At 69.0% G+C, this 20,839-nt stretch carries 19 protein-coding genes; 2 read left to right on the plus strand and 17 right to left on the minus strand.

The window, feature by feature from the left end; translation table 11 throughout:
- Positions 1 to 363: 363 nt before the first annotated feature.
- On the minus strand, positions 364 to 1,665 hold the full coding sequence (gene tyrS, locus E3T23_RS08150) for a tyrosine--tRNA ligase (RefSeq protein ID WP_241977768.1): 1,302 nt from the start codon (positions 1,663 to 1,665) through the stop codon (positions 364 to 366).
- Between the two features lie 146 nt (positions 1,666 to 1,811).
- On the opposite strand from tyrS, the gene E3T23_RS08155 reads away from it, so the two are divergent.
- On the plus strand, positions 1,812 to 2,498 hold the full coding sequence (locus E3T23_RS08155) for a DNA-binding protein (RefSeq protein WP_134369889.1): 687 nt from the start codon (positions 1,812 to 1,814) through the stop codon (positions 2,496 to 2,498).
- Positions 2,495 to 3,199 carry a hypothetical protein gene (locus E3T23_RS08160; protein ID WP_134369890.1) on the plus strand — a complete coding sequence of 235 codons (705 nt, stop codon included), beginning with the start codon at positions 2,495 to 2,497 and terminating at the stop codon, positions 3,197 to 3,199. The genes E3T23_RS08155 and E3T23_RS08160 overlap by 4 nt, the downstream gene beginning before the upstream one ends.
- 446 nt (positions 3,200 to 3,645) lie before the next feature.
- On the opposite strand, the gene E3T23_RS08165 is transcribed toward E3T23_RS08160, so the two are convergent.
- The 16 genes from E3T23_RS08165 to rplT all read right to left on the minus strand — a co-directional run bounded on the left by E3T23_RS08165 (position 3,646) and on the right by rplT (position 20,827).
- Positions 3,646 to 4,257 carry a DNA-3-methyladenine glycosylase gene (locus tag E3T23_RS08165; RefSeq protein ID WP_134369891.1) on the minus strand — a complete coding sequence of 204 codons (612 nt, stop codon included), beginning with the start codon at positions 4,255 to 4,257 and terminating at the stop codon, positions 3,646 to 3,648.
- Positions 4,254 to 5,696, minus strand: a complete 1,443-nt coding sequence (argH, locus tag E3T23_RS08170; protein WP_134369892.1) for an argininosuccinate lyase — start codon at positions 5,694 to 5,696, stop codon at positions 4,254 to 4,256. Before argH ends, E3T23_RS08165 begins: the two co-directional genes overlap by 4 nt.
- A 7-nt stretch (positions 5,697 to 5,703) precedes the next feature.
- The gene (locus E3T23_RS08175) at positions 5,704 to 6,903 is read right to left on the minus strand and encodes an argininosuccinate synthase (protein ID WP_134369893.1); all 1,200 of its coding nucleotides are present in this window, start codon (positions 6,901 to 6,903) and stop codon (positions 5,704 to 5,706) included.
- Between the two features lie 62 nt (positions 6,904 to 6,965).
- Entirely contained in the window at positions 6,966 to 7,898 is a 933-nt protein-coding gene (gene argF / locus E3T23_RS08180) for an ornithine carbamoyltransferase (RefSeq protein ID WP_134369894.1), read from the minus strand.
- A 37-nt stretch (positions 7,899 to 7,935) separates the two neighbouring features.
- Complete coding sequence (locus E3T23_RS08185) at positions 7,936 to 9,129, minus strand: acetylornithine transaminase (RefSeq protein ID WP_134369895.1); 1,194 nt, start codon at positions 9,127 to 9,129, stop codon at positions 7,936 to 7,938.
- A 31-nt stretch (positions 9,130 to 9,160) separates the two neighbouring features.
- On the minus strand, positions 9,161 to 10,006 hold the full coding sequence (gene argB, locus E3T23_RS08190; RefSeq protein WP_241977770.1) for an acetylglutamate kinase: 846 nt from the start codon (positions 10,004 to 10,006) through the stop codon (positions 9,161 to 9,163).
- 101 nt (positions 10,007 to 10,107) lie between these two features.
- Positions 10,108 to 11,280, minus strand: coding sequence for a bifunctional glutamate N-acetyltransferase/amino-acid acetyltransferase ArgJ (argJ, locus tag E3T23_RS08195; RefSeq protein WP_134369897.1), 1,173 nt, complete (start codon positions 11,278 to 11,280; stop codon positions 10,108 to 10,110).
- Complete coding sequence (argC, locus tag E3T23_RS08200) at positions 11,277 to 12,320, minus strand: N-acetyl-gamma-glutamyl-phosphate reductase (protein ID WP_134369898.1); 1,044 nt, start codon at positions 12,318 to 12,320, stop codon at positions 11,277 to 11,279. Before argC ends, argJ begins: the two co-directional genes overlap by 4 nt.
- A gap of 103 nt (positions 12,321 to 12,423) precedes the next feature.
- Positions 12,424 to 14,958, minus strand: coding sequence for a phenylalanine--tRNA ligase subunit beta (gene pheT / locus E3T23_RS08205; protein WP_134369899.1), 2,535 nt, complete (start codon positions 14,956 to 14,958; stop codon positions 12,424 to 12,426).
- A complete protein-coding gene (gene pheS / locus E3T23_RS08210; RefSeq protein WP_134369900.1) occupies positions 14,958 to 15,998 on the minus strand; it encodes a phenylalanine--tRNA ligase subunit alpha in 1,041 nt (346 codons plus the stop codon). Before pheS ends, pheT begins: the two co-directional genes overlap by 1 nt.
- Positions 15,999 to 16,024: 26 nt before the next feature.
- Positions 16,025 to 16,942, minus strand: a complete 918-nt coding sequence (locus E3T23_RS08215; protein ID WP_134369901.1) for an amino acid ABC transporter permease — start codon at positions 16,940 to 16,942, stop codon at positions 16,025 to 16,027.
- Positions 16,939 to 17,586: an amino acid ABC transporter permease gene (locus tag E3T23_RS08220; protein ID WP_134369902.1), complete on the minus strand. Its 648-nt coding sequence runs from the start codon at positions 17,584 to 17,586 to the stop codon at positions 16,939 to 16,941. The genes E3T23_RS08215 and E3T23_RS08220 overlap by 4 nt, the downstream gene beginning before the upstream one ends.
- Before the next feature lie 136 nt (positions 17,587 to 17,722).
- Positions 17,723 to 18,571 carry a glutamate ABC transporter substrate-binding protein gene (locus tag E3T23_RS08225; protein WP_420898311.1) on the minus strand — a complete coding sequence of 283 codons (849 nt, stop codon included), beginning with the start codon at positions 18,569 to 18,571 and terminating at the stop codon, positions 17,723 to 17,725.
- 58 nt (positions 18,572 to 18,629) lie between these two features.
- A complete protein-coding gene (locus E3T23_RS08230) occupies positions 18,630 to 19,418 on the minus strand; it encodes an amino acid ABC transporter ATP-binding protein (RefSeq protein WP_134369904.1) in 789 nt (262 codons plus the stop codon).
- Positions 19,419 to 19,487: 69 nt separating this feature from the next.
- Positions 19,488 to 20,288: a TrmH family RNA methyltransferase gene (locus tag E3T23_RS08235; protein WP_134369905.1), complete on the minus strand. Its 801-nt coding sequence runs from the start codon at positions 20,286 to 20,288 to the stop codon at positions 19,488 to 19,490.
- A gap of 152 nt (positions 20,289 to 20,440) precedes the next feature.
- Positions 20,441 to 20,827 (minus strand): 50S ribosomal protein L20, encoded by a 387-nt coding sequence (rplT, locus tag E3T23_RS08240; RefSeq protein WP_134369906.1) that lies wholly within the window; start codon positions 20,825 to 20,827, stop codon positions 20,441 to 20,443.
- Positions 20,828 to 20,839 lie beyond the last annotated feature (12 nt).

Consider the following 20,839-nt stretch of genomic DNA (forward strand, 5'->3'; position numbering starts at 1 on the left):
CAGGCTGTCGCTTCGAGGCAACTTGTATAACTTATCTGCCCGGCCATTCCCTGTCAAATCAAGGCCAGCAGCCGAATCCGAGTGCGCCGAAGCACACCGAAACATCTACCGACCCGACCAGACGAACAGCCGGAGAGAGTTACTATCTTAGGCCTCCCCCACACCGATCCGTAACGGATACAAACATGGGAACAAGCTCAAAACTGTGGTTCCACGTGAGGCCGGGAAGCTCTGCGGCTTTCCGCACCTGTGGGGTACGTTTGAATACATTACGGTCCCCACACCGGGCCGTCAAAACCAGAAACCGCCCGGGCGTGTCACGCCCCGAAGAGCGCACACGACCGGGCGGCATCCGTCTCGGAACTAGACGACGAAAACGCCGGCCAGGGTCTTCTTCCCGCGGCGGAGCACGGCGACTCCCCCGGGGAGAACGGCCCCCTCGATGGTCTGGTCGTCGCTCAGCACCTTCACGTTGTTGAGGTAGACCCCGCCCTGGCTGATGGCACGACGGGCTTCGCTCAGACTCATGCTCAGTCCGGTGTCGACCAGCAACTGCACCACGGGGGCGTGCGGGGCGGTCGTCGTGTTGGGGAGTTCCCGCAGCGCCGCTTCGAGGGTGGCTTCGTCGAGATCGGAGAGTTCACCCTGCCCGAAGAGGGCATGGGCGGCCTGGATGGCGGCATCCGTTGCGGCACGCCCGTGCACGAGGCTCGTTACCGAGACGGCGAGCGTGCGCTGGGCGAGGCGCTTGAACGGTTCGGTCGCCACGGCACCCTCGAGCTCCTCGATGTCGGACCGGGTGAGGAAGGTGAACACCTTCAGCCGGTTGATGACATCGGCATCGTCGGTATTGAGCCAGAACTGGTAGAACGCGTACGGGCTGGTGAGGGTGGGGTCGAGCCAGACCGCGTTGCCCTCGCTCTTGCCGAACTTGGTGCCGTCACTGTTGGTGATCAACGGGGTGCCGATGGCGTGGGCGCCCTCCCCCTCCGCCTTGCGGATGAGGTCGATGCCGCTGGTGAGGTTGCCCCACTGGTCGCTGCCTCCGGTCTGCAGCACACAGCCGTAGGTGCGGAACAGCTCGAGGAAGTCCATCCCCTGCAGCACCTGGTAGCTGAACTCGGTGTAGCTGATGCCGGCGTCGGAATTCAGCCGGGCGCTGACGGCATCCTTTTTGAGCATGCTGCCGACCCGGAAGTACTTGCCGATGTCACGCAGAAAGTCGATGGCGCTGAGCGGCGCGGTCCAGTCGAGGTTGTTCACCAGGGTGACGGCGTTGTCGCCCTCCGAGCTCAGAAAGCGCGAGACCTGGTCCTGGAGGTAGCCCACCCACTGGCCGACGACATCCCGGGAATTCAGGGTGCGCTCGGCCGTGGGGCGCGGGTCCCCGATCAGTCCGGTGGACCCGCCGACCAGGCCGAGGGGCTTGTGCCCGGCCAGCTGCAGCCGGCGCATGAGCAGCAACTGCACCAGGTTGCCGAGGTGAAGGCTCGGGGCGGTCGGGTCGAAGCCGCAATAGAACGTGACCGGCGGGCCGGCGAGCAGCTCACGCAGTTCGGCGGTGTCGGTGGACACCTGCACCAGGCCTCGCCAGGAGATCTCCTCCCAGACGTCGTCGAAGGTCGGGTCGTTGGCTTGCAGGGCGAGGATGGCTGGATCTGACACGAACCAAGGTTATCAGCGCCCGCCTCGCTGCCCTGGAATTCATGGCCGCGCCTTGATCGATGAATATTAAGCCTAGAAGCTGAATTAGTGTAGATTCAGCTGTGAAGCTTTATATCTGCCCGTTAACTCCGTCGGAGGTCCTGCGCATGTTCGTCATCACCGCCGACCAGATCGGCAGCCGCAACGACCGGGATCGAGCCGGCGAGATGATCGCCGAGCTCGTGGCCGCGTTCGGCCCGGCGTTCACCCTGCCGCCCGACCAGACGGCAGGCGACGAAATCCAGCTGCTGTTGCCCGACGCCGCCACGGCCCTCGCCGCGGTTCTCGCCCTGCAACGGGCGGGGCACTGGAGCATCGGCCTCGGCATCGGGGATGTGCGCACCCCCCTGCCGGACACGACCCGGCAGGCCTCCGGCGGCGCGTTCGTTGCGGCTCGGGCCGCCGTCACGCGGGCGAAGAAGGCCGAGGCCCGGTTCAGCCTCGAGGTCGACCCGGCGGTCGACCTTGCTGGTGACCCGGTTGGTGACTCGGCTGGTGACCGTGCCTCCGGGCGCGCTGCTCCGCTGCTCGACGCCGACGGGGTGGAGTCGCTCATCACCACCCTGCTGCTTCTTCGGCAGCGTCGCTCGAAGGAAGGGTGGGCGGCCATCGACCTGCTGGCGAGCGGGATGTCCCAGGTGGACATCGCCGCCGAGCTCGGCATTTCCGCCGCGGCCGTCAGCCAGCGCATCCGCAGCGCGCTCTGGAGGGTCGACCAGGCGGCGCAGCCAGCACTGGTTAGGCTGCTGGAGAACCTCGAGCACGCCACGACCGAAACGGACCCTGCCGCATGATCTCCTCGTCCTTCCCGATCGTGGCCTACCTCTACTGGCTTGTGCTGCTGATCGTCACGTCCGGCTCGCTGGTCTTGGCCCTCCTCGCCTTCCGGCGCCAGAAGCTGCAGTTCGCCGCGATCTCCGCCGGCGCCCTTGCGGCGGCCCTGATGATCGCCGCACTCCCCTCCCCCGGGGGCGCGACCGTGTCGGGCGTTCTCCTCGGCATGCTGGCCCTCGGCCTCGCCGTGGTCGGCGGCGGCCCGGCGGCGCTGCTCGCGCTGCGGCTGGCCACCAACAACTCGGTGCCCCCGGGCCAGCACGGCGGGATCCTGGTCGAGAACGGCGACGCGCCCTCGTCGCCGGCGCCGACTCCCACGCCGACCGACGCGCCCGCTGCGACCGGCACGGCCGGGGCTGTCGGGGATCCCGGCGCTCCCGGGGCTTCCGGGGCTTCCGGGGCTCCCGGGGCTTCCGGCGCATTCGTGCACGAGGTGCTGCGCGGCGGATTGATGATCGGAATCCTGGAGCGCCTGGCCGTGGCCGGCGCGATCCTGGCCGGCTTCCCGGAGGCCATCGCGGTGGTCGTGGCGATCAAGGGCGTCGGCCGGTTCACCGAACTGGCCACGGCGGAGGCCCGGGAACGGTTCATCATCGGCACGCTGGCCAGCCTGATCTGGGCATGCGCCTGCGCCGCCCTGGTGCAGATCGCCCTGACCTAGGGCCCTCCGGGGTGGTGCTTGCCGGGGTGGTCGAGCGCCGCGGCGGTCGAGCCGTCGGTGATCGGTGGTCGAGCTGTGGGGGCACTTCCTCCCGGCGCGGTCGGGAACGTGGACTCGCTCTCGCACGCCGGCGCTGTCAGAAGTGTGAGCTCCCCTACCGCGAGAGCGGGTGAATCGTCGTTCTGGGGCGCCGAAACCGACGATTCACCCGCTCTCGCGGCCGTGTTGCGCCGTCAGGTGAGCGCGCCGGTCCACGGACCCGGTGACCGGAACCTGCCGACCGGGCCGGGGCATCCGTGGCCACCACGTTCACGTAACCTCGGAGATTTTCGCAACACGCCGCTCGGGCCGCCGCCACAACCGGTGTTTCCCGAAAATCTCCGCGTATACATCACGACGGATGCCCGGCGCGGGACCGGCGCGGACCCCCGCCATCCGTCGCGGCGCTATCGCTGCAGGGGCGGAGCGCCCAGCTTCGGATGCCGCCGGTACGGCGACACCGTCCCGTCGCCCGGGATCCAGAATCGCCACGGGTACTCCGCTCCCCCGCCGTCGCCGCCCACCCCGGTGCGCGGTCCGGAGAGGAACGGGGCCGGATGCTCGGGCAGGGTCAGCTCGAACGGCGCGAGCCCGAGGTCCGCGCCGTCGTCGTCCAGCCCGATGCCGAGCGCCCGCGTGAGGCGGGCCGGGCCGCGCGCCAGGTCGCGGTCGCTGCGGGCGGTGGGGCGACGCATCCGTGCCGAGGCTTCCCCGGCGATGATCTCGCCTCCCCGCAGCAGCACCGCGGAGGCTTCGCCGTCGGGTGAGCAGACGATGTTCGCGCAGACGTGCATGCCGTAGCTGAAGTAGGCGTAGAGGTGCCCGCTCGGGCCGAACATCGTCGCGTTCCGCCGGGTCTGACCGCGGAAGGCGTGCGAGCCGGGGTCGACGCCTACGCCGAGGTAGGCCTCCACCTCGGTGATGCGCAGCAGCACCCCGGCGTGACCGAGCACCGCGCCCAACAGCAGTGGCGCGACCTCAACCGCCGGTCGCGCCAGAATGCCGTGACCCGGGGTCACATGCCGAGCGCAGCCGCCAGCGCGCGCACCCGGGTGACGAGCACCGCACGCTGTTCGGCCACGCGCACCGGGGCGGTGCCGCCCTGGCCGTCGCGGCGGGACACGGAACCGGTGATGGTGAGCACCTCGCGCACGTCCGGAGTGAGGTGCGGCGAGAGCGCGAGCAGCGCGGCGTCGTCGACCTCGTGCAGGTCGAGCCCGTTCTGCTCCGCGTACTTCACCAGCGAGCCGGTGATCTCGTGCGCGTCGCGGAAGGTGACCTGGTGCTTGACGAGCCACTCGGCGACGTCGGTGGCCAGCGAGAATCCCTGGGGGGCGAGCTCGGCCATCCGTTCGGTGTGGAAGGTCAACGTCGCGATCATTCCGCTGAAGGCCGGCAGGAGCACCTCGAGCGTCTCGATCGAGTCGAAGACGGGTTCCTTGTCTTCCTGCAGGTCGCGGTTGTAGGCCAGCGGCAGTCCCTTGAGCGTGGTCAGCAGGCCGGTCAGGTTGCCGATCAGGCGCCCCGACTTACCGCGGGCCAGCTCGGCGATGTCCGGGTTCTTCTTCTGCGGCATGATCGACGACCCGGTCGAGTAGGAGTCGTCGAGGGTGACGAAGCCGAACTCGCGGGTGTTCCAGAGGATGATCTCCTCGGCCAACCGGGACAGGTCGATGCCGATCTGGGCGGTGATGTAGGCGAACTCGGCGACCAGGTCGCGGCTGGCGGTGCCGTCGATCGAGTTCTCGACCACGGCGCTGAAGCCGAGGTCGGCCGCCACCAGGTCAGCGTCGAGGCCGAGCGTGTTGCCGGCCAGGGCGCCCGAGCCGTAGGGCGAGAAATCGGCGCGCTTGTTCCAGTCGATGACACGCTCGAGGTCGCGCACGAGCGGCCAGCAGTGCGCGAACAGGTGGTGCGCGAGCAGCACCGGTTGGGCGTGCTGCAGGTGCGTGCGGCCCGGCATGATTGCGTCGGCGTTCGCCTCGGCCTGCGACGCCAGGGCGTCGATCAGGTCGATCACGTGGGCGGAGATCCCCTGCGCCTTGTCGCGGAGCAGCATGCGCACCAGGGTGGCGACCTGGTCGTTGCGGCTGCGGCCGGCGCGCAGCTTGCCGCCGAGTTCGACGCCGACGATGTCGATCAGGCCGCGTTCCAGGGACGAATGCACGTCTTCGTCGGATTCCGCGGGCAGGAAGCTCTCGTCGAGCACGGCCTGCATCAGGGTGTCGAGGCCGGCGATCATGGCGACGAGTTCCGGGTCGGTCAGGTAACCGGCCGCGGCCAGGGCCCGCGCGTGGGCCTGGGAGCCGCGGATGTCGTAGGGAGCCAGCGGCCAGTCGAACTGGGTCGACTTGCTCAGCTTCGCCAGTTCCGGTGACGGTCCCCCGGCGAAGCGGCCGCCCCAGAGGGCGCCCGCCTTACCGGCTCGGTTCGCGGTCGTGTCCTTGTCGCCAGCCACGTCGGCCCTACTCGCCGGCGAGGTCGCGGCGAGCCGAGATCTTGCTCGGCAGCGACCACAGCTCGATGAAGCCCTTGGCCATGGACTGGTCGAAGGTGTCACCGGTGTCGTAGGTGGCGAGGTTGAAGTCGTAGAGGCTCTTCGACGACTTCCGCCCGGTGACGACGGCGGAGCCGGCGTGCATCTTCAAACGGATGTCGCCGGTCACGTGCTTCTGCGTCTCATCGATGAACACGTCGAGGGCCCGCTTGAGGCCGGAGAACCAGAGGCCGTCATAGACGAGTTCCGCCCACTTCGATTCGACCGAGCGCTTGTAGCGGGCCAGGTCGCGTTCGACGGTCATGTTCTCGAGCTCTTCGTGCGCGGCGATCAGGGCGATGCCGGCGGGGGCCTCGTAGACCTCGCGGCTCTTGATGCCGACGAGGCGGTCCTCGACGATGTCGATGCGTCCGACGCCCTGGTTGCCGGCGAGGAGGTTCATCATTTCGATGGCCTGCAGCGGCGTGACGGCGACGCCGTCGATCGCGACGGGAACACCCTGGTCGAAGCTGATGACGACCTCGGTGGGCTCGCGGGTCACGGCCGGGTCCTGCGTGTAGGTGTAGAGATCTTCGATCGGGGCGTTCCACGGGTCTTCCAGGAAGCCGGTCTCGACCGCACGGCCGTACACGTTCTGGTCGATCGAATAGGGGCTCTTCTTCGACTGCGCGATCGGCAGGTTGTGCAGGGCCGCGTACTCGATGGCCTTGTCGCGGGTGAGGGCGAAGTCGCGCACCGGGGCGAGCGAGGTGAGCTCCGGTGCGAGGGCGGCGACGGCGGCCTCGAAGCGCACCTGGTCGTTGCCCTTGCCGGTGCAGCCGTGTGCGACACTGTTCGCGCCGAGCTCCTTCGCGGTGGAGGCGAGGTACTTGGCGATCAGCGGGCGGCTGAGCGCGGAGACGAGCGGGTACCGCTTCTGGTACAGCGCGTTGGCTTTGAGCGCCGGCACGACATAGTCGCTGGCGAATTCGTCCTTCGCGTCGACGACGATGGATTCCACGGCGCCGCAGTCCAGGGCGCGCTGGCGGATGACGTCCATATCCTCGCCGCTCTGTCCCACGTCGATGGCGAGGGCCACGACCTCTTTGCCGGTCGCATCCTTCAACCAGCCGATGCCCACCGAGGTATCGAGTCCGCCCGAATATGCCAGCACAACGCGTTCAGCCATGGTTCTCCCTAAATATAGATCTGTTCAAGTTTACGGTCACGCTGTGACGCCCGGTGAGGCGACTATGCGGGGGTGTTCTGCGCGAGCAGCCAGACGAGCAGCGCCTTCTGGGCGTGCAGGCGGTTCTCGGCCTCGTCCCAGATGATGCTCTGCGCGCCGTCGATGACGTCGGCGGTCACCTCGTAGCCGCGGTCGGCCGGCAGGCAGTGCATGAAGTGGGCGTTGGGTTTGGCGAGGGCCATCATGGCGGCGTCGACGCGGTAGCGACCGAGATCGCCGAGGCGGGTGGCCTTCTCCTCTTCCTTACCCATCGACACCCAGGTGTCGGTGATGACCACGTCGACGCCGGCGACGGCGGCGAGCGGGTCGGTGAAGAGCTCGACGGAACCGCCGGTGCGCAGGGCAATCGCCGCAGCATCCGCGACCACCGCGTCGGCGGGCGTGTAGCCGACCGGGGAGGCGATGCGCACGTGCATGCCCGCGGTCGCGCCGGCGAGCAGGTAGGAATGACCCATGTTGCAGGCGCCGTCGCCGAGGAACGCGAGCGTCTGACCGGCGAGGTCGCCGCGGTGCTCGCGGATGGTGAGCAGGTCGGCCAGCAGCTGGCAGGGGTGGAAGTCGTCGGAGAGCGCGTTGACGACGGGCACCGTGGTGCCGAGGGCCATCTCCTCGAGCCCGGCCTGGCCGTAGGTGCGCCAAACGATCGCGGCCACCTGACGTTCGAGCACGCGGGCGGTGTCGGAGGCGGTTTCCTTGCCGCCGAGCTGGCTGTTCGCGGTGCTGATGATCAGCGGGCTGCCGCCGAGGTCGGCGATTCCCACGGCGAAGGAGACCCGGGTGCGGGTCGAGGACTTGTCGAAAATGACGGCCACGGTCTGCGGACCGGCCAGGGGTTTGACCGCGAATCGGTCTCGCTTCAGCTCCAGTGCCAGGTCGAGGATCTCGGCCTGTTCGGCCGGTGAGATGTCGTCGTCGCGCAGGAAATGGCGGGTCACAATGTCACTTTCGCTTTCGGGAATAGATTGTTCAACTCTAGATGCTGGCCAGAGCGAGCCGGAATCGGCGCTCGAAATCGGCCAGTTCGGCGTCGCCGACGATGAGGGGCGGGGCCAGACGGATGGTGTACTCGTTCGCGGCGTTCACGATCAGGCCGTTGCTCTGGGCCGCGGCGGTCAGGCGCTGCGCGACCGGCTCGGTGAGCCCGACCCCGAGCAGGAGTCCGCGACCGCGCACCTCGCTGACCAGAGGGGAGCCCAAGCCGGCAAGGATCTGCCGCAGCTGCTCGCCGCGGTGCGCGGCGTTGGCGACCAGGTCATCGGCCTCGATGGTGCCGAGCACGGCGTTGGCGGTCGCCGTGACGAGCGGGTTGCCGGCGTAGGTCGACCCGTGCTGGCCGCGCTGGAACAACTCCGATGCGGCGCCGAAAGTGACGAGGGCGCCGATGGGCAGGCCGCCGCCGATCCCCTTCGCGAGAGTGAGCGCATCGGGCAGGATACCCTCTCGCTGGTAGGCGAACCACTCGCCGGTGCGGCCGGCACCGGTCTGCACCTCGTCGAGGATGAGCAGCACGCCGTGCCGGGTGCAGAGTTCGCGGGCCTGCTGGAGGAAGCCGTCCGGCAGGTCGATCACGCCGGCCTCGCCCTGCACGGGTTCGAGGAAGAGGGCGGCGACGGTGTCGTCGAGGGCGGCGTCGAGCGCCTCGAGCGTGGCGGGGATGTGCTCGACCCCGCCGGGTACCGGCAGGAACGGCTCGCGCATGGCCGGTTTGCCGGAGAGGGCGAGCGCCCCCATGGTGCGGCCGTGGAACGAGTCGTGCAGGGAGAGGATGCGGGTGCGGCGGCCCCCGCTGGTGTTGAGCCGGGCCAATTTGAACGCGGCCTCGTTGGCTTCGGCGCCGGAGCTGCAGAAGTAGACCCGGCCGGCCTGGCCCGCACCGGTGAGGCGTTTCAGCCGTTCGGCCAGTTCCAGCTGCGGCGGCGACGCGAAGTAGTTGGAGACGTGGGCGAGCCGGCCGACCTGGTCGGTGACCGCGGCGACGAGGGCCGGATGCGCGTGGCCGAGCGAGTTCACGGCGATTCCGGCGAGGAAGTCGAGGTATTTCGTGCCTTCCTCGTCCCAGACGTAGCAGCCCTCGCCGCGCACGAGCATCGCGAGCGGCGGTGCGATCGTGCGCATCATCGCGTCGCCGAAACGCGCGCGCCAGTCGTGGGTGCCGGAGTCGGCCATCTGTTCAGTACTCGATTCTGGGGGTGTCATGTCAGACCGGGACGATTTCGGTTCCGATCCCGCTGCCGGTGAACACCTCGAGCAGGATCGAGTGCGGCACCCGGCCGTCGATGATGGCCGCCTTCGCGACACCGCCGTCGACCGCGTCGAGGCAGGCCGTCATCTTGGGGATCATCCCGGACTCGAGGCCCGGCAGCAGTGCGCGGAGCGCGTCCACGTCGATGACCGACACCAGCGAGTCGCGGTTGGGCCAGTCGCTGTACAGCCCGGCGACATCGGTCAGGATGACCAGTTTGGCGGCTCCGAGGGCGACCGCGAGGGCGGCGGCGGCGGCGTCGGCGTTGATGTTCAGGGATTGGCCCGGGACATCCGTGTCGGGTGCGATCGAGGAGACGACGGGGATGCGGCCGGCGGCGAGCTGGGCGTGCACGGCCTCGGGGTCGACGCCGATCACATCGCCGACCAGGCCGAGGTCGACCTCTTCGCCGTCGATCACGGTGCCGCGGCGGCGGCCCTGGAACAGCCCGGCGTCTTCGCCGGAGAGCCCGGCCGACAGGGGGCCGTGCTCGTTGATGCGGCTGACCAGCTCCCGGTTGATCTGGCCGGTGAGCACCATCCGCACGACGTCCATCGCCTCCGGGGTGGTCACCCGGTAGCCGCCGCGGAATTCGCTCTCGATGCCGAGCCGGTCGAGCATCGCGGAGATCTGCGGACCGCCGCCGTGTACGACGACCGGGCGGATGCCGGCGAAGCGCAGGTAGACCATGTCTTCGGCGAACGCGCGCTGCAGTTCCTCGCTGACCATGGCGTTGCCGCCGAATTTGACCACGATGATCTGGTCGTGGAACCGCTTGAGCCACGGCAGCGACTCGATCAGCGTGGCGGCTTTGACGGCCGCCTCCGCGCGGCTGTTCCTGTCACCAGAGTTCGTTTCGTCGCCGCTGTTCGTCTCGTCGGCTGGGGTTCCGTGGGCCGGGGTCAACTCGAGTACGCGCTGTTCTCTTCGACGTACGCGTGGGTGAGGTCGTTGGTCCAGATGGTGGCCGTCTCGGCTCCCTCGTGCAGGTCGATCGTGACGGAGACCGAGCGCGGGGTCAGGTCGACGAGCTCGCGCGGCTGGTCGGGCTCGCCCGCGGTGCAGACCTGCACCCCGTTGATGGCGACGTCGATGCCGTAGGGGTCGAAGGCGGCATCCGTGGTGCCGACGGCGGCGAGCACGCGGCCCCAGTTCGGGTCGTTGCCGAAGATGGCGGTCTTGAACAGGTTGCTGCGGGAGACCGCGCGGGCGACGGTGACGGCGTCGGCCTCGGTGCCGGCGTTCCGCACCGTGATGGCCACGTCGTGGCCGGACCCCTCGGCGTCGGCCTGGAGCTGCAGGGTGAGGTCCTGGCAGATGGCGGTCAGGGCATCCGTGAACTCGGCCAGGTCGGCGGTGACGCCGCTCGCCCCGGAACCGAGGAGGGTGACGGTGTCGTTGGTGGACATGCAGCCGTCGGAGTCGAGGCGGTCGAACGTGACCCGGGTGGCCTGGCGGAGGGCCACGTCGAGTTGCTCGGAGTCGAGCACGGCGTCGGTGGTCAGCACCACGAGCATGGTGGCCAGGCCCGGCGCGAGCATGCCGGCGCCCTTGGCCATGCCGCCGATGGTCCAGCCGGCGTCGGACACGAGCATGGTCTGCTTGGGCGTCGTGTCGGTGGTCATGATCGCCTGCGCCGCGGCCAGGCCGGCGGCGTCGGAGGTGGCCTTCTCCCCCTGCAGGGCCAGGGTCGCGTCCCAGACGCCGGCGGTGATCTTGCCGAGGTCCAGCTGCTCGCCGATCAGGCCGGTGGAGCACACCAGCACCTCGCCGGCGGAGATCTCCAGGCGGTCGGCGATGGCCTCGGCCGTGGCGTGCGTGGTCTGGAAGCCGATGCTGCCGGTGTAGCAGTTCGCGCCGCCCGAGTTGAGCACGATGGCCTTGACCCGGCCGGCCTTCATCACCTGCTCGCTCCAGAGCACCGGGTTCGCCTTGCAGCGGTTGCTGGTGAAGACGCTGGCCGCGCTGGTGAGCGGGCCGAGGTTCTGCACCACGGCGAGGTCGAGGCCGCCGGAATGCTTCAGGCCGGCGGTGACCCCGGCAGCGGCGAACCCGGAGGGGGCGGTGACACTCATGGGGCAACTCCATTCGTGCAAAGGCCCGTGGTTTCGGGCAGTCCCAGCGCCAGGTTGGCGGACTGGATGGCGGCACCGGCGGTGCCCTTGGTGAGGTTGTCGACGGCGGTGATCGTCACGACGCGGCCCACGGCCTCGTCGACGGCGAGGCCGATCAGGGCGGTGTTGGCGCCGAGCACGTCACTCGTGCGCGGAAACCGGCCCTCCGGCAACACGTGCACGAACGGCTCGTCGGCGTAGGCCTGCTCCCAGGCGGAGCGCACCGCGGCCGCGGACGTGCCGGGCACGAGGCGGGCCGTGGCGGTGCAGAGGATGCCGCGGGACATCGGCACGATCACCGGGGTGAACGAGATGGTCGCGTGTGCGGCCCCGGCCCAGCGCAGGCTCTGCTGGATTTCCGGGATGTGACGGTGCACGCCGCCGACCGCGTAGGGGTTGGCGGAGCCGAGGATCTCGCCGGCGAGGTTCGGCAGCTTCAGGCTCTTGCCTGCCCCGGAGGGCCCGACCGCGAGCACGGCGACCAGGTCTTCGGGCTCGATCACCCCGGCACGGATGCCCGGCGCCAGCGCCAGCGCCACCGTGCTCGCGTTGCAGCCGGGGGCGGCGATGCGGCGGGAGCCGGCCAGCCGGGAGCGCTGCGTGCCGCCGGCCACGGGCAGCTCGGGCACCCCGTAGGTCCAGGCGCCGAAGTAGTCGCCGCCGTAGAACTCCGCCCAGTCGGCTTCGCTCTCGAGCCGGTGGTCGGCGCCGCAGTCCACGACGAGCGTGTCGACCGAGAGGTGACCGGTCAGGGCACCGGATGCCCCGTGCGGCAGGGCGAGGAACACCACGTCGTGCCCGGCGAGGGTTTCGGGCGTGGTGTCCACCAGGGTGAGGTGCGCGAGCGAGCGCAGGTGCGGCTGCACGTCGATCAGACGCTGCCCGGCATTGCTGTGGGCCGTGACCGTGCGCACCTCGAAGTCGGGGTGCCCGGCCAGCAGACGCAACAATTCACCGCCCGCGTAGCCACTCGCACCTGCCACCGCCACCGAAAAAGCCATGCGTCAAACTTAGCGCGCCGCCCCGCGCGCCGAGAATCGCCGTTCGCGCCGATAATCGCCGCTCGGGCGGCGATGCTCGGCAGAACGGGCGACTCTCGGCGTGCTACTCGCGGAGGGTGGCCCCGAAGCGGGCAGCCGCCACCGCGACGCCGGCGAGCTTGGCGTCGCTGGCCTCCGCCGCCGTGAGGGTGCGATCGGCGGCCCGGAACCGCAACGCGAACGTCAGCGACTTGCGGCCGGACAGCACGCCCGTGCCGCGGTAGTCGTCGACGAGTTCGGCGTGGTCGAGCAGCGGCCCGCAGCCCTCGAGCAGGGTGCGGAGCACGTCACCGGCGGGCACTCCGGCGTCCACCACGAGAGACAGGTCCTGCGTGGCGGCCGGCATGGTGGCGATCGGGGTGGCGCGCAGCTCGGCCCCGGCCTCCGCGAACACGGCGGTCAGGTCGATCTCGGCGACCGCGACGACCGCGGGCAGATCCGCGCCGCGGGCGATGCTGGGCAGCAGTTCGCCGGCGTAGCCGACCGAGGTGGCGCCGGCATCCGTCGTCACGAACAGCTCGGCGGTGCGACCGGGGTGCAGCGCCTGGTGCGAGCCCTGGCGCACCGTGATCGGCACGCCGGCGGCCAACGCGACCTGGCGCACGGCCGCGAGGGCGTGCTGCCAGCCTGCGGCAACGGCGGGCTGCCCCGGCTGGGGCCGCACCACGGAGCCGGTCAGCACGACCGCGACCGACAGCGGCTGCGGCGGGATGCCCGCGTTCAGCTCGGCCTCCAGTTGCGCGCTCGGGCGCACCGCGCCGGGCGGCACGACGGAGCTGCCGTACCGGATGCCGGCCACCGGCCGGAACACCAGGCCCAGTTCGAAGACGGCCAGGTCGACGATCCCGCGCGAGCGGTTGCGGTGCGCGATCTGCAGCAGGCCCGGCAGGATGGAGGTGCGCAGGAACGGCGCCTCCCCGTCGAGCGGGTTGGCGACCCGGATCTGCGGCACGACGGGCCCGGCGGGCAGTCCGAACAGGTTGTTCGACTTCTCCGCCACGAACGGGTACGCGAGCACCTCGGTGTGACCGGTGGCGGCGAGGGTCTGCGCGACCTGGCGGCGCAGCGTCTGCGCGTGGGTGAGACCGCGTCCGGGCGGGGCGACGGGCAGCACCGAGGGGATGCGGTCGTAACCGACGATGCGGGCGACCTCCTCGGCCAGGGTCCACTTGTCGGTCAGGTCGGGGCGCCAACTCGGGGCGGTGACGTTCAGCCCGGTCTCGGTCTCCTCGAGCGAGGCGCCGATCTCGGCCAGCGAGGAGCGCACCTCGTCCGGGGTGTACTCGAGCCCGATCAGCCCGGAGATGAAGCCGGTCGGCAACGCGATCGGCCGGGAGCCCGGCGTCGCGTCGTGCAGGGAGCCGAGGCCGTCGGCCTCTCCCCCGGCGAGCTCGACGAGCAGCTGCACGACGCGGGCGGCGGCGACGGCGGCGACGGCCGGGTCCACCCCGCGCTCGAAGCGGCGGGACGCCTCGCTCGGCAGCTTGTGCCGGCGGGCGGTGCGCGCGATCGACACGGGGTCGAAGTTCGCGGCCTCGATCAGCACATTCGTGGTGGCGGAGCCGATCTCGGTGCTCTGGCCGCCCATCACGCCGGCCAGGCCGATCGGCCCGGTCTCGTCGGTGATCAGCAGGTCTTCGGCGTTCAGGGTGCGGGTGACGTCGTCGAGGGTGGTGAGTTTTTCCCCCGGCTCTGCACGTCGCACGGTGATGCCGCCGACCAGTTTGTCGAGGTCGTAGCCGTGGATCGGCTGTCCGAGCTCGATCATCACGTAGTTGGTGACGTCGACGATCAGCGAGATCGAACGGATGCCGGCCAGCTTCAGGCGGGCGATCAGCCAGGCCGGAGACGGCCGGGTGGGGTCCACGCCGCGCACCGCGCGGGTGACGAACACGCTCGCGCCGACCCGGCCCCGGATCGGGGACTGGTCGTCGACGCTGACCGGGAAGGCGACCGTGGACGCGTCCGCGGTGACAGAGAGCGCGGGGTCGCGGAAGGCCGCGCCGGTGGCGTGCGCGTATTCGCGGGCGACGCCGCGGATCGAGAAGGCGTAACCCCGGTCGGGCGTGACGTTGATCTCGACGGCGGTGTCGTCCAGGCCGAGGAGGGCGATCGCATCCGTGCCGATCTCGGGGTCGAGTCCGAGGCTGCCGAGCACCAGGATGCCGTCGTGCTCGTCGCCGAGGCCGAGTTCGCGGGCCGAGGCGATCATGCCGTCGGAGACGTGCCCGTAGGTTTTGCGGGGCGCGATCGGGAACGGGCCGGGGAGCACGGCGCCGGGCAGGGTCACGACGACCTTGTCGCCGACGACGAAGTTGTGGGCTCCGCAGACGATGCCGTGGACGGCCGGGCCGCCGTCGGCCGCGAGCTCGTCGCCGGGTGCGACGCGCACCTGGCACCAGTTGATGGTCTTGCCGTTGGTCTGCTGCTCACCGACGAACTCGAGCACCTGGCCGACCACGATCGGGCCGGTCAGCTCGAAGCGGTGGATCTCTTCCTCTTCGAGTCCCACGCTGACCAGGGCCGCGTGCACGTCTTCGGGCGTGGTGCCCGGGGCCAGGTCGACGAACTCGCCCAGCCAGCTCAGTGGTACCCGCATCAGACGGTCATCCCGTACTGCTGGCTGAACCGGACGTCGCCTTCGACCATGTCGTGCATATCCTTCACATCATTTCGGAACATCAGTGCCCGTTCGACGCCCACGCCGAATGCGAATCCGGAGTAGACCTCCGGGTCGATCCCGGCGGAGCGCAGCACATTGGCGTTGACCATGCCGCAGCCGCCCCACTCGATCCAGCGGGCGCCGTCCTTGAAGGTCGGGTGCCACAGGTCGAGTTCGGCGCTCGGCTCGGTGAACGGGAAGTAGTTGGGGCGGAGCCGCACCTTGGCCTCGGGGCCGAACATGGCCTTCACGAAGTGGTCGAGGGTGCCGCGCAGGTGCGCCATGGTCAGACCCTTGTCGACGGCGATGCCCTCGATCTGGTGGAACACGGGCGTGTGGGTGGCGTCGAGCTCGTCGGTGCGGAACACCCGGCCGGGCGCGACGACGTAGATCGGGAGTTCGCGCGACAGCAGGGCGCGCAGCTGCACCGGGGAGGTGTGCGTGCGCAGCACCAGGTGCGCCTCGGGCGGGTCGATGAAGAAGGTGTCCTGCATGGCGCGCGCCGGGTGGTCCTCGTCGAAGTTGAGCGCGTCGAAGTTGAACCACTCGCTCTCGAGCTCGGGGCCCTCGGCCACCTCCCAGCCCATGCCGACGAAGACATCCGCGACGCGCTCCTGCAGCAGGGTGAGCGGATGCCGCGCGCCGGGCTTCCAGGTGGACGCCGCCGCGGTCACGTCGACCGTTTCGGCCGCGAGCTGGGCGGTGGCCTCGGCCTCGGTGATCGCAGCCTCGCGGGCGGCGAAGGACTGGGCGACGGCACCTCGGGCCTGACCGAGGAGCTTGCCGGCGGCGGCCTTCTGGTTGCCGGGCACGCTACGCATCAGCGCGTTGAGCCGGGCCAGCGGCGAGGCCTCGCCGGTGTGCTCGGTGCGCACGGTCTTCAGGGCCGCGGAATCGTTCGCGGCGGCAATGGCGGCGAGGGCGGCATCGACGGCCGCGCTCACGACTGGTTCGGAGATCTCAGTGGGGTCAGACACAAGGCACAAGTTTAGTGCTGCTGCGCCTACGGCGTGCCCATCTGGTTGCCCAGCGCCGCCGGGTAGACCAGCTCGGGGTCGAGGGGCTTCTCGGGCGGAGCCTTTGTCTCCGTCGTCACGCCGCCGGACTTGGAGCCGGTGCGACGGGCGATGACGCGGGCCAGCCAGGAGAGCAGCAGGTTCATCGTCAGGTAGATCGCGAGCACGACGAGGAAGAAGGAGAAGGAGTACCGGCTGCCGAAGAAGTTCGTCAGGTTGTACAGCCCGCTGCGGAGAAGTTCCTCGTAGCCGACCACGAAGGCCAGGGACGTGTCCTTCAGGAGCACCACGAGTTGAGCGACGATGATCGGCAGCATCTGCCGGAACGCCTGCGGGAACTCGATCCGGAACCGGGTCGCCACGGGGGTGAGCCCGATGGCCAGTCCGGCCTCGCGCTGGCCGCGAGGCAGGCTTTTGATCCCGGCCCGCAGCGCCTCGCCGATGATCGCGCCGTTGTACACGGAGAGGGCGGCGACGCCGGCCCAGAAGGAGCCGGTGGAGAAGACGAGCAGGATGAAGAGCATCATCAGCAGAACGGGCATGCCGCGCACGAATTCGAGCAGGACGGTGGTCGGGATCCGAATCCATTTGGTGTCGGAGACGCGTCCGAAGGAGAAGAGCACGCCGAGCACCAGGGCGAAGGCGGCGGCGACGCCGGCCATCCGCAGGGTGTTCAGGGCGCCACGGCCGAGGGTGCGCCAGACCTCGCGGTCGGCGAAGACATCCCACCGGGAGACGTCCCAGAGACCGGGCTGAACGGCGCCGTTGGCGCTGGTCTTGGGTGCGCCCAGGGCGAGGATCAGCCAGACCAGGCCGGCGGCGATGAGGAGGCCGGCCACCACGGAGAAGAGACGGGAACGGAAAATAGCCTTCGGGCCGGGAGCGTCATACAGAACGGAAGTCATCGGAGTACCGCCACCTTCTTCTCGACCCGCCCGGCGATCAGGCCGAGCGTGATGGTGACCAGGAGGTAGAAGGCCGCGACGGCGAGCAGGATCGCGAGCACCTCGTCTCCGCGATCGTTGGTGACCTTGCGGGCGGCACCGAAGAGTTCGAAGACGAAGAAGGCTCCGGCGACCGAGGTGTTCTTCGTCAGGGCGATGAACACGTTGATGAGCGGAGGGATGACCATCCGCACCGCCTGCGGCATGACCACGAAGGAGAGGGTCTGGGTGAAGGTCAGGCCCACGCTGCGGGCGGCCTCGGCCTGGCCCACGTGCACACCGTTGACGCCCGAGCGCAGCGCCTCGGCGACGAACGGCGAGGTGTAGACGGTGAGGCCGATCGTGGCGAGCACGAAATAGCCAGGACTGAACTGGAGGTAGGGCAGGATGTAGGCGCAGAAGAAGAGCACCAGGGTGAGCGGGGTGTTCCGCACGATCTCGGTGTAGACCGTGGCGAATCCGCGCAGGGATGCGACGGGCGAGATGCGCATGGCCGCGATGATGATGCCGAGCACGAGTGCACCCGTTCCGGCCAGAAGCAGAAGGCCCAACGTGTTTCTGAAGCCCTCCAGGAACAGGGGCAGGTTTTCGATGACTGCGTCCACAACTCACCTCCTCTTCTGTAGTGACTGTCTGGGTGTCGTGCGGCGGGTGACGAGCGGGTGCAGGCGAGAAGAGCTGATCGGGGCGGCCGCGCTTTGCGGCCCGGCCGCCCCGGTCAGCGTTTCCTGCCGAGGGTGACTAGTACCGGTCGACTGCCGGCGGTTTCGGGGTCTCGAGCACCGTGCCGGCGGTCGCTTCCCAGGCCTTGGCCCACCCGCCATCTTCGAAGGACTCTTCGAGCACATCGTTGACGAAGGTACGGAACTCCGCGTCGTCCTTCTTCAGGCCGATGCCGTAGGGCTCCTCGGTGAAGGGGTTGTCGACGACTTCGAACTCACCGGCGTTCTGATCGGCGAGACCGGCCAGGATGACGTTGTCGGTGGTCACGGCAACGACCTCGCCGCTACGGAGCGGGCCGAGGCAGTTGGAGTAGGTGTCGGTCGCGATCACGTTGTCGGTGTACGCGGCGATGTTCTTCTCCGACGTCGAGCCGCTGACGGTGCAGACGGGCTTGCCGGCGAGGTCTTCCGGGCCGGTGATCTTGTCCGGGTTGCCGGCGAGCACGAGCAGGTCCTGACCGGCCAGGTAATACGGTCCGGCGAAGTCGACGACCTCCTTGCGGGTGTCGTTGATCGTGTACGTGGCGACGACGAGGTCGACCTGGCCGTTCTGGATGAAGGGCTCGCGGTTGGCGGACACGGTCTCGGTCCACTTGATGTTGTCGGCGGAGATACCGAGCTTGGCGGCGATGAGCTTGCCCATCTCCACGTCGAAGCCGACCGGCTGTCCGTCCGGGCCCTTGAGGCCGAAGAGCGGCTGGTCGAACTTGGTGCCGATGGTGATCTTGCCGGCCTCGTTCAGCTTGGCCATGGTGGTGCCGGCTTCGAACTCGACCGCTTCCTCGACCGGTGCGGCCTCGGGCGTCTCAGCGGAATCGGTACATCCGCTGAGCGTGAGTGCGCTGGCGAGGGCAATGGCCGAAATCATTAGACCTTTTTTGAGTCTCATGGGTATCTCCTGATTGCTGTGTAGTCCTGCACACCGGTTAGTGCGCAAGTATTTTGGAGAGGAAGTCTTTCGCTCTCGTGCTCTGGGGGTTGGTGAAGAACTGCTCGGGCGTGGTCTCTTCGACGATCTCGCCCTCGGCCATGAAGATGACCCGGTCTGCGGCACGGCGGGCGAAGCCCATCTCGTGCGTCACGACGATCATGGTCATGCCGTCGTTGGCCAGGTTGATCATGACCTCGAGCACCTCGTTGATCATCTCGGGGTCGAGCGCGCTGGTGGGCTCGTCGAGCAGGATGACCTTCGGGTCCATGGCGAGAGCCCGCGCGATCGCCACACGCTGCTGCTGGCCGCCGGAGAGCTGGGCGGGCATCTTCTTGGCCTGGTTGGCCACACCGACCCGCTCGAGGAGCACCATGGCCTTCTTCTCGGCCTCGGCCTTCGACAGGCCGCGCACCTTGATCGGCCCCAGGGTGACGTTCTCGAGCACGGTCTTGTGGGCGAACAGGTTGAACGCCTGGAACACCATTCCGACGTCCGCGCGCAGCTTGGCCAGCTCTTTGCCCTCGGCCGGCAGCTTGACGCCGTCGATCGTGATGACGCCGGCGTCGATGGTCTCGAGCCGGTTGATGGCCCGGCAGAGGGTGGACTTGCCCGACCCGCTCGGCCCGATCACCACGACGACCTCGCCGCGGTTGACCTTGGCGTTGATCTTCTTCAGCACGTGAAGGTCACCGTAGTGCTTGTCCACGTCGCTGATCACGACGAGAGGCTCGCCGCGCAACACCGTGATGTTGGACGTCGCCGGTGCTGATTCTGTAGGCTCCATGTCCCCCAACCTAGGCTAGAACACGGACTCGCAAAACCAGCGGAGCCGGCGGTTACCGAGCTGTGATGATCAGCTGCGCTGCGCGAACGCGCTTTCGTACAGGCACACGCTGGCGGCCGTGGCCAGGTTCATCGATTCGGCGTGACCGTAGATGGGCACCGAAATGGACCGGTCGACCAGGGCGAGGTCCTCGTCGGTGAGGCCGCGGGCCTCGTTGCCGAACAACCACGCCGTCGGAGCGACCAGGAGTCCCTCGGTGCGGGCGGCGAGCAGATCGGTGCCTTTGACGTCGGCGGCGAAGATCTGCAGGCCGGCGAACCGGGCCCGTTCACGCACGTCGGAGAGCGTCGCGCTGACGGCGACGGGGAGGTGGAAGATCGATCCGGTCGAGGAACGTACGACCTTCGGGTTGTACAGGTCCACGCTGCGGCCGGTGAGGATCACGGCGTCGGCGCCGGCGGCATCCGCTGCCCGGATGATGGTGCCCGCGTTTCCGGGGTCGCGCACCTCCTCGAGGATGGCGATGAGCTTGGGCTCGCCCGCAAAGATGTCCTTGACCGAGGTGGGGAACTGGCGGCACACCGCGATGAAGCCCTGAGGCGTGACGGTGTCGGCCATCGTGTCGAGCACCTGCTCGGTGACGAATTCGAGGTCGGCGCCCACCTCTTCGGCGGCCTGGGCGATCTCGGGGTGCCGCTCGAGGGCGGTCGGGGTGACGAAAAGTTCAACGACGAGCTCGGGCCGGAAGTTCAGGGCCTCGGAGACCGACTGCGGGCCTTCCAACAGGAACAGCCCGGTCTCAGAGCGAGCGGCTCGATTCGCCAGTTTCGCGACGGCCCGCACACGCGGAGAACGGGGATTATCTAACATACCTCCAGCCTAGTTGCCGGGGCAGGACGGTTGTGCCCCCGCGCGGGGTACACGCGGCCGCCCCGGAAACCGGTTCCGGGCACGCAAAACGGGAGCGGGCGCTGGGCCCGCTCCCGTGAAGAGTGCGTGGTGGTGCTGGTGCCGGCGGAAAGCTACGCGGCGACCTTGGGTGCCGACGTGTCGGCGGGCAGTGCTGCCTTGGCGCTCTCGACGATGGCCGCGAACGTGGCGGGCTCGTTGACGGCCAGTTCGGCCAGCATGCGACGGTCGACCTGGATGCCGGCCAGGGCGAGGCCCTGGATCAGACGGTTGTAGGTCAGGCCGTTTGCACGGGACGCAGCGTTGATCCGCTGGATCCACAGGCGACGGAAGTCACCCTTGCGTGCACGACGGTCACGGTAGCTATAGGTGAAGGAGTGAGTGAGCTGCTCCTTGGCCTTGGTAACCAGACGCGAGCGCTGGCCGCGGTAGCCCTTGGCGCGCTCGAGAATAACGCGACGGCTCTTGTGGGCGTTGACGGCCCTCTTTACTCTTGCCATTTTCTTAGTTCC

Source organism: Cryobacterium cheniae (assembly GCF_004403395.1).
Taxonomy (GTDB): domain Bacteria; phylum Actinomycetota; class Actinomycetes; order Actinomycetales; family Microbacteriaceae; genus Cryobacterium; species Cryobacterium cheniae.

What these genes read in the sequence shown, in the direction of transcription:
- E3T23_RS08155 (WP_134369889.1), top strand. Translation starts at nt 1,812, where the DNA reads ATGTTCGTCATCACCGCCGACCAGATCGGCAGCCGCAACGACCGGGAT.
- E3T23_RS08160 (WP_134369890.1), top strand. Translation starts at nt 2,495, where the DNA reads ATGATCTCCTCGTCCTTCCCGATCGTGGCCTACCTCTACTGGCTTGTG.
- E3T23_RS08175 (WP_134369893.1), bottom strand. Translation starts at nt 6,903, where the DNA reads ATGGCTGAACGCGTTGTGCTGGCATATTCGGGCGGACTCGATACCTCG.
- E3T23_RS08185 (WP_134369895.1), bottom strand. Translation starts at nt 9,129, where the DNA reads ATGGCCGACTCCGGCACCCACGACTGGCGCGCGCGTTTCGGCGACGCG.
- argJ (WP_134369897.1), bottom strand. Translation starts at nt 11,280, where the DNA reads ATGAGTGTCACCGCCCCCTCCGGGTTCGCCGCTGCCGGGGTCACCGCC.
- argC (WP_134369898.1), bottom strand. Translation starts at nt 12,320, where the DNA reads ATGGCTTTTTCGGTGGCGGTGGCAGGTGCGAGTGGCTACGCGGGCGGT.
- pheT (WP_134369899.1), bottom strand. Translation starts at nt 14,958, where the DNA reads ATGCGGGTACCACTGAGCTGGCTGGGCGAGTTCGTCGACCTGGCCCCG.
- E3T23_RS08215 (WP_134369901.1), bottom strand. Translation starts at nt 16,942, where the DNA reads ATGACTTCCGTTCTGTATGACGCTCCCGGCCCGAAGGCTATTTTCCGT.
- E3T23_RS08225 (WP_420898311.1), bottom strand. Translation starts at nt 18,571, where the DNA reads ATGATTTCGGCCATTGCCCTCGCCAGCGCACTCACGCTCAGCGGATGT.
- E3T23_RS08230 (WP_134369904.1), bottom strand. Translation starts at nt 19,418, where the DNA reads ATGGAGCCTACAGAATCAGCACCGGCGACGTCCAACATCACGGTGTTG.
- E3T23_RS08235 (WP_134369905.1), bottom strand. Translation starts at nt 20,288, where the DNA reads ATGTTAGATAATCCCCGTTCTCCGCGTGTGCGGGCCGTCGCGAAACTG.
- rplT (WP_134369906.1), bottom strand. Translation starts at nt 20,827, where the DNA reads ATGGCAAGAGTAAAGAGGGCCGTCAACGCCCACAAGAGCCGTCGCGTT.